The organism is Streptomyces sp. NBC_01471, assembly GCF_041438865.1.
Classification (GTDB): domain Bacteria; phylum Actinomycetota; class Actinomycetes; order Streptomycetales; family Streptomycetaceae; genus Streptomyces.
Genome location: NZ_CP109450.1, coordinates 2,631,532 through 2,646,175 on the forward strand (window position 1 = coordinate 2,631,532; position 14,644 = coordinate 2,646,175).

1 protein-coding gene (cut by a window edge) is annotated in these 14,644 nt (G+C 70.2%); it reads left to right on the top strand.

What is annotated here, in order from left to right; translation table 11 throughout:
* Window positions 1-14,644, top strand: partial view of an EndoU domain-containing protein gene (locus OG285_RS11330; protein ID WP_371790885.1) — the 5' portion only. 12,401 nt of this gene lie beyond the right edge of the window; the window shows 14,644 of its 27,045 coding nt (coding positions 1-14,644); its start codon is at window positions 1-3; its stop codon lies beyond the right edge, outside the window.

Consider the following 14,644-nt stretch of genomic DNA (forward strand, 5'->3'; position numbering starts at 1 on the left):
ATGCTGACCCCCTCCCCTGCGGTCGAGTGGATCATGCATGCCCTCACGGGCATGAAGTGGCCCCAGGCCAACGAGGACGAGCTCAGGAACGCGGCGGAGCTCTACGACTCCGTGGCCGACGACTACAAACAGCTCGACGACCAGCTCGTGCTGTTGCTCCAGAGCATCCAGAAGAACTTCGAGGGCGACGCGGCCAACGCGTTCCTCAATCTGGGGCAGGTCATCGCGGGCGGCGACGACTCGTTCCTCGACGCGGCGGCCGAGCAGTCGAAGACCATGGCGAAGGCCGCCCGGGACACCGCGAACCAGGCCGAATACACGAAGTGGATGATGCTCGCCCAGCTCATCGAGCTGCTGGCCGAGTTCATGTACGCCATGGCGTTCTCGTGGGTGCCCGGCCTCGGCGAGGCCCTGATGTCGGAACTGAGCTGGCGCACGCTCTTCACCCGGCTGTTCCTCAAGGCCCTGATCAAGGAGCTGCTCAAGAGGATCGCCCAGCACGTCGCCCTCGGGGTCGGCATGGGCATAGCGATGGACCGCATCATCCAGATGGTCCAGATCGGCGAGGGTCACCGGGACAGCTTCGACAACAAGCTGCTGCTGGACGCGGTCAAGTTCGGCGCGATCCAGGGCCTGGTCACCGGGCCGCTCAGCCTGCTCGCCCCGGGGCTCGGCAAGTGGCTGGGCAACAAGCTCGGCACCGGTCTGTCGAAGCTCCTCACCAAGGAGCTGAACACGGCCTTCAAGACCCTGGAGAAGGTCGGGGGCAAGGGGGCGGGCGACCTGGCCAAGAACCTGGCCAAGGTACTCAGCGACCACGACCTCAACCTCACCAAGGGCTTCTACAAGGCCAGTGGCAAGGAGAGCGCCAAGGGCGCGGGCGACACCTTCATCAAGAACGTCGGCAAGGAGTTCGCCAAGTCCCCCTTCCACGGGCTGACGAAGGAGGAGGCCCGTCAGATCGGGCAGACCTGGGCCAAGACCGTCACCAAGCACTGGTCGGGCCCGGCCAAGGGCGCGGCGGAAGCACTCAGCAAGGAGCTCACCAAGGAGCTGAGCGGCAAGGTCGACAAGTCCGTGCTGAAGGCGCTCGCCGATGACATGCCCCAGTCCCTGATGCACATGGGGTTCCAGGGCAACAAGCGCTTCCGGCTGGGCGAGGTGGGCAGTGGGCTGCTCGTCGAGTCCATCGGCCAGAACCTCGGCGAGGGCTTCTACAACCTGATCTACCAGGACGGCTTCTCGACGTCGTGGGACACCTTCGTCGCGGGCATGCTGACCGGCGGACTGAGCCACGCCGGACACGTCTATCTCGTCCACCCCGTCGTGCACGCCATGTCCCACCACTTCGACACGTCGGGGCTCGACGGCGGGCTCGGCAAGGGCCTGGACAAGAACCTGGACCTGGACCTGGACAAGGACCTGAACAAGGTCCCGGACGATGACCTCGACTACCTCGATGTGAGCGACACCGACAGCGACACCGAGACGCTGTACGGCGATACGGACCTCACGACGGACACACCGCAGGGCACGGGAAGCGACACCACCACCGACCACACGTCCCACGGCCCCGTGACGCCGTCGACGCCGGTGACGACGGCCTCATCGGACACGACGGTCCCCACGGTCCACCACACGAACGACGTTCAGCAGACGAACGCTTCGGACAGCCGGAACCAGTCCGAGGCCCCGGTGACGCCGCTCGCGCCCGTCTCGCAGGTCGCGCCGAACGCGTCCGGATCCCCGACCCATCAGGCACCGACCACCTCGCCGAACCTGTCCTCCACCCAGTCGTCATCGTCCAGCACGCCCCATGCGGCTCCCCCGCCCCGCCGTCCGAACCAGTCCCCCCTTCTGCCGAACAGTGGCGAAGGCAGCAGCATCGAACTGAAGCCCCTGCGGCGCCCGACGTCGACACAGACCACTTCCACCGACTTCGACTCGTCGCTCGCGCCGAACAACGAACCGGTCACGACCCCGAAGCCGACGGTGGACAACGCCACGGAGACGGTCGATGTCAACGAGACGGCCGACGTCAGCGAGACGGTTTCGGACACGCCCCCTCCCAGGCCGCTGCCCCACGACAACACCGTCTCCACCGAGCACCGGAACAACGCGGCCCTCGACACGGACCAGCTCCAGAACGACCAGTCCCACCAGGAGACCACCCAGCAGACCGACCAGCAGGCCAACCAGCACACCGACCAGCAGAACAACACCCAGGCCACCACCCACGCCGGCGACCAGGTCACCGCACAGACCAACCAGCAGGCCAACCAGCAGGCCAACCAGGAGAACCCGGGCGGCGCCCCCGAGCACGACGCCACCCTGACGCCCCCCACGAACGGCCCGGGAGAGACCGCCGAGGGCTCCCCCCGTCCTCCCCTCTGGCAGCACGACGTGAGCCTGTACGTCAAGCCGGACGCCACGAACCCCCGTCCCCCCGAGCGCCCGCTCCCCACCGGGTCCGCCGCAGGCCACAGCAGCACCCGGCTGCTCCAGCCGCGCCAGGGCAGGAGCATCGGCCGGACGCTCCACGACAAGCTCAACGCCGCGCTCGACCTCAAACGCAGCGGCGACCGGGCCGATGAGTCCGTGATCAAGCAGATCGACGACGAACTGGCCAGGCGACCGGGCTCGTTCCTCGGCGACGGCCGCCGGTTCGTCGTCAAGCACAGCGTCCCCAGCCGCTTCGGGACCAGCCTCACCAAGGCGAAGCGCACCGTGATGACGGTCAAGGCCGTTCCGTACGCCGATCAGTGGACCCACCACCCGGACACGAAGACCGAGGACCCGGGCAATCCGGACCCCAACGCCCGCGACCCGCACAAGCTGGACTCGTCCCAGCAGCTCCAGCAGCAGACCGGTACGAACACCGGCACGTCCCGTGGCACCGGTCTTCAGGCGGGGTTCGCCGCCGGGGCACTGCCCTCCGACGCCCGGATGCTGCTGGACCTCCGCGTGGGTGCCAGTCACAACCAGAAGCATGTCGTCGGCAGCCACGACCAGCGTACGTTCCAGCGTGAGACGCGTACCACGGGCAGCAGCGAGTCCTTTCACCAGGACGTCTACTACCAGGTCGAGTTCCACCCGGACGAGCGGATCCCCTCGTTCGGCGCGGGCATCAAGAACGGGATGACGACCCGGGTGTCCAAGGACTCCGCCGTGCCGAAGGAGACGGAGGTGCGCGTCCCGCGCACCTTCACCCCACCACCCGGCGCGCGCCTCGGCTCGCCGAGCACCGAGGGCTTCGGGCCGGTGAAGTCCGTCTTCGACTGGGCGGTCCAGAAGCTCGACGCCAGGCCGGGCGGGTACAAGCACCAGCAGCTCAGCGACTACTTCAGCTCGGACCACTTCCACAGCAGGTCCGACGAGATGGCCCGTGGACCGCTGGCACCGCTCGACGTGCGCCGGCGCAACGGCAATTCCGCTGGCACCTTCCAGGTGGGCAAGGCGATATCCGGCGAGCACCATCTGATCGAGGTCGCGAGCGACGCCGAGATGCGCATCACGGACGCCATCACCGTGAAGAACGAGGTCCTGGTCCAGGACAACCGGCGGTACGTGGTGGCCTTCTTCGGCGGTTCGCGCTTCGCCATCCCGACCGATCAGGCGCCGAGCATCTTCATGCAGCTCGGGCTGACCCTGCACTACAGCCACGACTCCAGCGAGGTCTCGCTCCAGGGCGGCAATGTGGGCCGCAAGATCACCGGGCGGGTGAAGGGCAGTGACACGGCCCTCTACCTCCAGGAGCTCCAGGTCCCCGTCACCTTCGAGGGCGAGAGGCACGTCCTCGACACCTGGAGTCTCGTACGGCTGCCGGTGCGCGAGGCGCGCGAGCGGGCGGGCTGGGACCCGGACACCCTGACCCGTCCCGAGGGGAGCGAGCCCCCGCTGCCCGCGCACTGGCGCCACGGCGACTACGACCTGACGCACACCAGGGCCACTGACCTCGTCATCGACAACACGCACGCCACGGACCCGCAGTCCCCGAACGTGCTCGTCGACCGGGTACTCGAATGGATCAACCGGACGCACGGCGACTCGGTGCTGGTCGCCCCGCGCCCGGGCGGGAACAGCGCCGACCCGCGCAGCCAACGGACGAAGTTCCTGCAGGCCATCAGCGGCGAGCGGAGCCGGGCCCAGGCCAACACCCGCATCATCATGGCCAAGTTCGACGAACGGAACCTGGCGACGACGCTCAACGAACTCGCCCACGACGGGCTGTCCGTCAAGCTGTTCGGCCGCAACCTCACCAAGGAAAACCTCTTCGCGCTGAATCTGAAGGCCGAGCTCGACCGGCCGGTCTACCAGGGCACCGACAGGGACTGGATGACCCGCCAGAACACCAACGCGGGTGAGCGCGTGGGCAACGCCCACAGCACCACGCACACCTTCGGGGCCCAGGCGGGCGGCACCGTCGAACTGCGCTCGAACGAGACGTTCCGTGCCGGTACGCCGGACCACATCGGTGTGCTGGGGGCCAGGGCGGGCGCGACCCGCCAGCACACCCGCAGCAACGGCACCGTGTTCACCGCCGGCCACGAGGACGTGACGGCCACCCCGGCCGGGATGCACTCCTTCCTGGCGACGGGACGCTTCAAGGCCCAGCTGGTGGGAGTGCACCAGTGGCACGTGCCGTACCGGGCCCTCACGCTCGGCCGGGCGGGGCGCAAGATCCACGAGCCGGCCCCCGTGGGCGGTCCCGACGCCACGCTCGGGGACTTCAGCGTGATGCTCCATCTGTCGGAGCAGTTCATGCCGAAGATCGACCCGCATGCGGAGGGCGCGATCAACCCGTACGCCGCCGGCCGCGAGACCACCACCCGGGAGCTGGAGCCGACCGAGACCGAGGACCTGTGGGCGCCGTCGGCCTGGCAGCGCGAGGACTCGCTCAAGAACATCCCGGTCGTCACCCTCAACGTGCCGACGGACCATCACCTCCAGCAGGCGGGCCCGCTGGTCGCGGGCCGGGCGACCCGCGGTGAGTGGTCGCTGACCAGCGGGGGGACCAGCCAGCACCAGCGGATGAAGGACGCCTTCGGCTCGATGGCGCTCACCGCCGACTCCGACCAGGTGTTCTCCCCGACGGGCAAACAGCTCAACGACGTACGCGCCCCCGGATTCCTGTACGGCGCGACGGGCGACATCCGCCTCGTCGGACGGCGCGGGAACCCGACCGCCGTGGGCGGCCCCGTCGACCTCAAGCCGGAGCTGAACAACAGCCTGGACCTGGCAGTGTCGGGAGGGAACGGCAAGGGCTGGGTGCTCTCGTTCGACCTGAACGCGGGGCACTTCCCCGCGCAGCACACGAGTGTGCCCACCACGACGCGTTACGGCTTCGGTGTCACCCCGTACTCGCGCTCCAGCATGACGTCGACGGGCGGCGGCAGGACCAACAGCCGGTCCGTCAACATCGTTCCGGAGAACGGCCAGTGGGTCCCGGTCACCACGGACGCCCAGTACCGCTTCGAGATGTCCGGCGACAAGCTCGGCGCCCTCACCCCGTTCCGCTCGAAGCTGCCCGCGTGGACCGGGCAGCTGGTGGACAAGGCGAACGCCTGGCGCGGGCTGGTCTCCGAACAGGCGGCGCACGCGCTGAACCTGTTCAACACCGGCATCACCCAGGTACCCAGCCTCTCCGAGGGGGCCGGAACCTGGTCGCACCCCTCGTGGTTCAAGGAGAGTCCGCTCGGGGTCGTCCCGGTGTCGGCGCCCAGCGATCACCACGCGAACCGTGCGCAGCTGATGCAGGGCCTGCGCAATCTGCGGTTCACCCGCAACAGCCTGGAATCCATCAGGACGCTGCTGTCCGAACGGCACGGGCAGGCCATGGTCGAGTCGGGTATCCCGCAGCAGTACCGGGGCCGTGCGCCCTGGCGCGGCTTCACCGACAGCCTCCCTCTCGGGGGCAGGGAATACCGGGTGACGGTGAAGCAGGTCCCCGGCGCGCGGACGGTCGACGACTTCGGCTTCGGCGATGTGGAGAGCGGTCACTCCGTCACCACCAGCACCACCGATTCGCGGGGCGTCACCCGCTCCCGCGGCCTTTCCGCGAACATCACCGAACGCATCACCGGGCCGAACGGTTCGGCGGGCGGCCCGCTGGGGAACTCCAGCACCTCGAAGGGAACGAGCGGCGGCCACAGCAGCTCGGAGTCGGACACGGTGGCGCAGACGACGGTCATCCCCGGCCCGCTCGCCACCGTCTCCACCTCGTACGACGTCGTGGTCACGGTCCGGGACAACAAGAACAATGTCGTACTGGAACACACCTGGCCCGCGGGCAGCGCGAAGAGCCAGGAGCCGCTGGCGCTGCTCAAGCCGGGCGGCGAGGCCGGGGGCGATGCGTACACACCGCCGCCGTCCGCCGTGGACGTGTGGCAGTCGAACAACGCGACGCCGGCCAGGATCAGTCAGCACCTCTCCCAGCACGTGTCCGGCGACAACCGCCCCGCCGGGCTGGTCCCCGGCAACGGGGTGCACTTCACACGGGTACTCGGCTCGGAGAACGTCGAGGCTCTGGCCCACATCACCCTGGCGAAGGCCCAGACCCCGCACCTCAACGGCGGCCACGCGGGCAAGGGGCCGGAGACCCACGGGGTGCTCACCGGCGACGACCTGGTCCGGGCCCGCGCCAAGGCCGCGACCGTCAAGCTGCTGTCGCCCGGCAAGGGCGGCGGCGACACCCTGACGGCCGGCACCAACGAACTGTCCCTGACCGGTTCACTCATCGACGGTTCGGCGCTCGGCGAGAACGGGTACCAGCCGCTCGGCCTGGTCGACGACACCCTCGTCGGCGGCTCCACCGGCTCCCTCCAGCTCCACCCGGCCTTCGCCCTGTCGGGGGCCGAGCTGCTCGCGACGGCCGATGTACGGATGGAGTTCGGCACCGGCACGGGCGAGAGTGTCGACGTGGGCATGGGACAGGTCCACGGCAAGAACGGCGGGCTGGGCGGTGACGCCATCGGGGCCGACTCGCACAAGACGACCTACCAGGTGACCCCGGTCATCGCGCCGGGCGTCGGCTCGTCCCAGGAGTTCAAGTTCAACGAGGCGACCGCCGCCAAGATCAATATGAAGCCGAGCACCGGGCGGGCTTTCCTCTTCTCCGTACCCACGAAGTGGCTGGCCGTCGCCGAGGTGCACCGCCACGCCAAGGACAGCTCGGTCGGCCAGCTGGTGACCCGCGGTACGACCTGGAACGGCTACGACCCGCCGGGCGTCCAGGCCGGTGAGGCGGACACCAAGGTGCTCGCCTGGATCCGCGAGGACGTGGCCCGTGACCTGGGGCTCATCACCCCGCAGAACCACCCCGCGAAATTGTCCAAGCAGTGGGACGACGTCGCCAAGGGGTGGAACGCGTGGAAGGGCAACCACGACGCGTACTGGAACACGTACCGCCCGCTCACCGACCTGGCGTTCGCGGTACGGGACGCGCGGCACCGGCGGGACATGGCGACCACTCCTGAGGCACGGCGGACGGCGGAACAGGCGCTGGGCGCGGCGCGGGCCGAGCTGACCAAGGCACGGGAGACGGTCGGGCCGGAGCTGGAGTCGCTGGGGCAGAAGCTGAAGGCCGCGGGCGAGCAGTACCACGCGCTGCGGTCGGCCGCCGACGCCCTCAACACCTGGTACCGGCTCCCGGCGAACGAGCGCGGCGCCACGGAGCCCGGAGTGCTGGCCTACGACGAGTCCGTGGAGCACGACCACGGCGTGGAGAAGCCGGAACACCCCGCCGAATACACCGAGTCCACGGACGAGCAGGGCGAAGTCACCGGCCTGGAGGACCCGTCGACCGGGAAGGTCCACCCGGTCGGCCCGGTCTCGCACGACGGCAACGGCTTCTTCCACTCCCTGGCGGAACACCTGGTCCGGATCAACCCGGACCTGCTGGAGGAGCGGGGCATCACCGTCCCGGCCGACCACGACCTCTCCGGTGTGGCGGACGAGCTGCGCTCCCTGTTCGGAGAGACCCTCCGCGAGAGCGGGAACGGCCCGCTGGCGGAGTACACCCACCCGGACCTCACCGACAAGTTCGAGCCCGCCGAGGTCCGCGCGGCCGGACTGGAAAACCTGCTGGACAGGTCGACTCCGCAGGGCCGGGAGTACACGGAGGGCAAGTGGATCCCGCACTCGGCGGGCGCCCCGAGCAGCAACCACCGTGCGGTACTGACCCCGCAGCAGCGGACCTCGCTCGCCGCGTCGCAGACGGTGCGGCCCGCCAACGAGGAGTCCGCTGCCAAGGACAGCGCGGGTGACCTCTATCCGCCGCTGGCCGCCCAGCTGTTCCACGTGCCGGTGACGGTCCTGGTGGACGGCAGGCGCCATACCTTCATGCCCGACGGGAGCGAGGCGACGGGCGGCGAGGGCGCGGACGGCGTCGAGCTGCTGCTGAAGGACGGCCACTACCGGCACGTGGACCAGACCAAGGACCTGAGGCCGCCGCAGGATCTGACGTCCGAGGACGACACCGACTCGGTGTCCGACGAGGGGTCCGACGAGGGGTCCGACCTCGAACCCACGGATACGCACCGCCCGGTACTCAAGGTGCCGGACGACGGCTACTCGCAGCTCACTTCGCTGCTGGTCAGCGCCCCCTCCGCCGTCAGGCCGAAGCTCCCCCACATCGGGCAGAAGCTGCGGGCCCTGGTCGACGACCCGGACCGGCTGCGCGCCACCGCTTCGGCCGCGTCCGACGTGGAGACCCACCAGGAGCTGCACACGCTGGCGCTCGGCATGAAGGAGGCCGTGCACGCCCACGTGCGGGAGCTGGGCCCGCAGGGGCTCGCCGAGCTGCTGCCCGATCTCGTTCCGCCGCACACCCCGGGGAACCCACGCGCCGTGTACCGGGCTCAGAACCTCCTGTTCAAGGAGGTGAGGTCGGCCGTCGCGGAGTGGGAACACAGGGGGGACTCCCCCTGGTCGAAGAGCTTCCTGCCCCTGCTGGCCGGGACGTTCAACGTGGACCTGAAGGTGCACACCCCGTCGTCCGGCGGAAATCCCGGCGGGACGGAACAGTTCCAGCCGCCGCCCGGGGGCGGTGCGCCGCTCTCCGTACACCTCCAGCGGAACGGCTCGCACTTCGACGGGACGACGGAGCCGGCCCCCCGTCCGCGGACCGAGTCGTCCCATGCCCCGGGCGCGTCGCCGAACGCCCCTCTTCAGACACGGCACACCAGCCCGCACGAGTCCCCGGCACCCGTCCCGCCTCACATGCCCGCCCCCACGCCCACGCTCACCGCCGACTACTCCGTCGCCGAAATGCCTCCGGCTCCCCTCCCCAAGGCGGTCACCGACGTCGAATCGCTGGGCAAGGCCGAGATCGGGCCGCCCTCCGACCGGACCAGGGAAGCGGGCGGGGCCACCGCGTCCGTCTGGGAGCGCGCGTTCGCGGTCGAGCGCACCCTGCTCAGCGACGGCAGCGTGCGCTCCGACATCACGGTCCGCATCCATCTGGATCGCCGGCGGAAGGCCACCGAGAACCACGTCGCGAACGCCAAGGCCATGGCGAAGCGCGGCATCGACAGGTACTACAACGACCCGAAGCACCGTCTTCCCAACGGTGATCTGCTGCATGTGAAGCTGGAGTTCGTCCTCGACCCCGCACAGGCGCACCGAAGGGTGAAGCTGTACCCGGACCCGGACGGGAGGGGCCGCGACGACAGCGCCACCTGGTACGTCTCCGAGAGCGGGGAGGGCGCGAAGGACAAGTCGTACGTCATCGCGCACGAGACCGGCCATCTCCTCGGCTTCCAGGACCAGTACCGCGAGGCCACCGAGGGCGACCCGTTCCGTCCGGTGTACGACGACCACTCGCTGATGTCCGGTTACGGCATCGACGAGTCGGGGCTCATCCAGTTCGACATGGACCACATGATCTCCGATCACCACCTCTCGCCGACGCTGCGGATCATGCCGCGGGACCTGCTGCTGCTCTCCACCGCGATCGACGCCGCCTGGTCGCACACCCCCGGCGCAGGCACGGGCCCGCACGACAAAGCCACCGCTCACATCCCGCGCGACGTACGGGAACGAGTCCTGCGCGGCAACCCCCGCACCGGCGCCACCGGTCTGCTCGCCCCGCGCGGCCCCTCCGGCCGGGCCCGCCCCGAAGCCACCGGACCACTCAACCCCAACGGCACCTACCGGGCCGGCCAACGCCCCGACGGCACCGACCAGACAATGTTCCCCGACCACTGGAGCCCCGACGAGGTCCTCCACGCCACCCGCCAGGTCTACCTCGACCACGTCAGGACCGGCAGCCTCAGCACCGACACCGTACGATCCGAACGCCACGCACGCCCCACACGCTCCGGACGCAGGACATTCGACGGCGTCTACCAAGGCGTCCGCATCACAGGCACCGCCGACACCACCGGCACCATCCTCGACTTCGCACCCCACCCCGACCAGTCAGGCCTGCAACCACCCACCCACCTCACACCGCCCCCACCCCGCGAACCCTCCGACGAACCGGCTTTCAGTGACGCCTCGATGCGCTTCCTGCTGCGCGGCGACCCGTCGACGCTGACCGGGGTCCAGTACGCACACGGTGACGAGAAGCGCGAGCTGGCCCAGACGGACCGCGGAATCACCTTCGAGAAGCTGACGGACCCCGACGTCAACGGAGTACGCCGAGCCGAAGTGTGGTTCCGGAACCCGCCGACGGGACCGGGGAGGGCGACCCTGAAGGTCGGCGACGGCGACTCGCCCGACGGAGTCGTCCAGGACGGCGTGGGCACCAATCCGCGGATGCTGTTCCCCGAGGAGTGGACCCCTGATGAACTGCGCGAGGCCGTGCGCGACGCACACCACAACGCGCTGGCCAACGGCACCTTCGAGGTGCTGCCCGAGGGCGGCTATCTGTGGGAGGGCGTGGCGGGCGGCGTCCGGATGCAGGGGGTCGTGAAGGACGGCGCGCACCGCTGGTTCCGGCCGACCCGCTTCCAGCCGCACCCGGAGTGGGACGCGCACGACATCGCGGCGGTCACCTCCGAGACCCCGATGACGTACTCCAGGGCGTCCGGCGGACTCGCCGACTTCCGGGTGTCACACGTCGTGTTCACCAACGGGGACCGCGGCCTGAACCTCACCCGGATCGTCCGCTACCCGGCGAACATGCACCCGTCGGCCCTCGCCGAACTGCACGAGAAGCTGGACGCCGTGCAGGAGCACATCGAGGACACGTACAACTCCGGGGAGGAGAGCAAGGAGAACGGCCGCCTTCCCAAGACCCGGTTCACCGTGGAGCTCCGGCCGGCGAAGGGGACCGGCCCGTCGGGGAACGGCGCGGACCTCGGAGCGCTGTCCCTGCGCAGCACCGAGGAGGCGGCGGCCCAGCTGCTGGGCTTCGACCTGGACCCGGACGCGGGCCGCGAGAATCTCGTACGCCAGGTCCTGGAACACCGGCGCCCGGTCCCGCAGTCCACCGACCTCTGGCACGCCCCGCACGAGCGGCGGGGCACGACCCCGGATCCGCTGCTCGCGGCGGACGTCGAGGCCGCGCTGCGCCGCACCACGCACGCCGGGCTGTTCGACGAGCCGGGTCTGCTGGAACTGCTCGCCGCCCGCCGGTCCCAGGACCACGCCCCGCACGTCACGAAGGAGTCGACGGAGGCGGCGCTGGCCGCCCTCACCGAGGACGAGTTCACGCCCGACTACACCCGGACCCCGGACCACCGGCTGCCGGAGGGCTGGACCGCCGACCGGCTGCGGCTGGCCGCGCTGCGGGCGGCACGCAGCAGCGCGCCGCGCGTCCCCGACCCGTACCAGCCCGGCGCGCTCACCATCGTGACCACGCCGGAGCCGGGCGTCAGGCTCACCACGCACATCGACAGCACCTCGCTGCTCGTCCTCAACGCCGAGATCGTCAGGGTGCCGCAGCCGGCGGCCCCGGCCGGACACACCGGGGCCCCGGCCCCGCGCCCGGACAGCCATGCCCCGGTCGACCTCGACAGCCAGGTCACCCCGGCCAACCCGGTCCATCTGGCCGCTGTTTCACGGGCGTTGAACCTGCCCCCCGGGGATCTGCGCAGCGCCCTGCCCGTACTGCACCAGTCCGCCACGCCGAGTGAAGCGCTCCACACCCTGCGGACGCTGGCGGCGCGGCTCGGCGCGGGCCCGCAGGTGGGCGAGTTCGTCCGGCGGATGTCGGAACTCCAGATCTCCGCGGACGACTGGTGGGACCTGTCGACCTTCCAGCACAGCCAGGGTGCGAGCATGCGGAGCCTGGTCGACCAGGACATCCGGGAGAGCCGCCTGCGGATCGCGGAGTGGCAGGCCACCGACGTGGTGGACACCGACACGGTCACCGACGCCACCGCGCACGAGCTGGGTGTGCATCCGCTCGCCCTCACCCGGCTCGCCGACGCCCTTCGGCTGCAGTCCCCTTCGGATGTCAGCCGGCTGCACGCGGACGCCGACTTCTGGCGGCGCGCCGCCACCCCGGAGGAGCTGGCGCTGGAGTACCTGGCCGGGCACCGCACGGAGATCGAGGACCTCCGTGCCGAGATCGACCGGGAACGGTTCGACGAGATCGCCGACGAACTCCTCGGCGAGGACCGTCACGAGACCGGCGATCCCGACCTCGACTACCACGGCTTCGTGTACTGGACCAGGATGTCCCTCGATGGTCTGCGGCACTTCAGCGCGGCCGAGCTGGACTTCCTGGTCGGCAACTGGTCGGCGATCAGGGACATCGTGCCGCCACCGCCCGGCTTCGACCTCGCCGATCTCCGGAGCCATGTGTACGAGGTGGAACACCTCCGCAACCTCGCCGAGTTCGCGGCCCTCAAGGCGAGCCGGGCTCAGGACCAGGCGGCGTACGACGAGGCGCGGGGCCGCCTGGCCGGGCTGGACGCTGACATCACGGAGCACCGAGCCGAGATGGAACAGCGGCTCGCCCAGCTGTGGTCCGAGAACCCCATGACCCCCGCCACCCCGGGCGTGCAGACCCCTCCCTTCCACCAGGCCACACCGACGCACACGGCCTTCGACGAGGACATCGTGATGGGCGAGGACGCCCCGGCGGACTCGGACGGGGACATCGTGATGACCCCGAGCCCGCACCGGCCCCATCAGTCCCCGCCCACCGTCCCCGCGCAGAACGGTTCGCACGTCGACGGGACGACGGAGCCGCCCTTCGTCCAGCCCCAGAACCAGCACACGGACCAGACCGAGCCCATGGCCCGCACCGCGCCACAGGCCCTCCACGGCACGTCGGCCACCCCTGTCGCTCCCACGCCCGTCACGAACACCGCGGGCCAGACGGCAGTACCCCCCGCGAGCACCGAGATCCCCCGGCCCTCGAACGCGTTCCTGCACAGCGCGGGCTACACGGGGCCGCTCTGGATGCGCCAGTTCGCCACCCGGCGCACCGCGGGTCCGGACGGTTTCACCGAGGCGGAGATCACCGTGCGCATCCACCTGGACGTCAAGGACGGTGTCACGCCCGAGGACGTCACGGCCGTCAAGGCCCTGACGGACCGCAGCCTCGGTACGTACTTCAACGAGCCGCGCCACCGCCTGCCGAACGGCGATCTGCTGACGGTGAGGGCCGAGTTCACCGACGACCCGAAGCAGGCGCACCACACCGTCAACCTGCACCCCGACCCGACGGGCAACGGCCCCACGAACGCCGGCAACTGGTACCTGTCCGCAGCGACCATCGCATCCAAGCCGCACGTGCCCGCCCACGAGATCGGGCACCTGATGGGCCTGTGGGACTACTACCGGCGCCAGACCCCGGGGCTCGCCCACTGGCCCGTCTACGACGACCACGCGCTGATGGGCGGCAACTACGCCGACCCGCTCTTCGGCCGGATCACGTCCGACAGCAACTTCCAGATTCCGTCGCAGCTTTCGCCGTATCTGCGGGTCATGCCCCGCGACCTCCTGGTACTGGGCACCTCGATCGGCGCGGCACTGCGGGACGTCCCGAGGCCCACCGTCAAGATCCCGCTCGACGTACGGGAACGCGTCCTGCGCGGCAACCCCCGCACCGGAGCCATCGGCCTGCTCGCCCCGCACGGCGCCGCCGACCGCCCCCGCCCGGTGCCCACCGGCGACCGCAACCCCAACGGCACCTACCAGGCGGGCACCCACCCCGACGGCAGCCCCCGGACGGTGTTCCCCGACCACTGGACCCTCGAAGAGACCCTCTACGCCGTCCAGCAGGTATACCTGCGCGAACAGGCCACCCACCGCCTCACCCCCACCACCAGCACCCCCGGAATCGAAACCGGGAACTACCACTTCACCGGCGACTACCAGGGCGTACGGATCACCGGCACCGCCGACGGCACCGGCACCATCACCGACTTCGCACCCCACCACGACCAGACCGAGAGCATGCCGCCCGGCCAGTTCGGTCCGCCCACCCCGCTCATGCCGACCGCCCCGCCCGTACCGCCGCCGGTCCTCGCCGGGGACCCCGCGATCGGGGAGGGCACCCTTCGTTTCCTGACCTACGGCTCCACCCACAGCAGGACCGGCGTCCACTACGCGCTGCCCGGGACGGGCGGGGCGGACGCGCAGTACGACCAGGGCGTCTCCCTGCACCCGCTGTGGAGCGAGCACCCGAACGGCACCCGGTGGGCACAGGTCTGGTTCAAGGACCCGAACCTGCGGGGGCGGACGG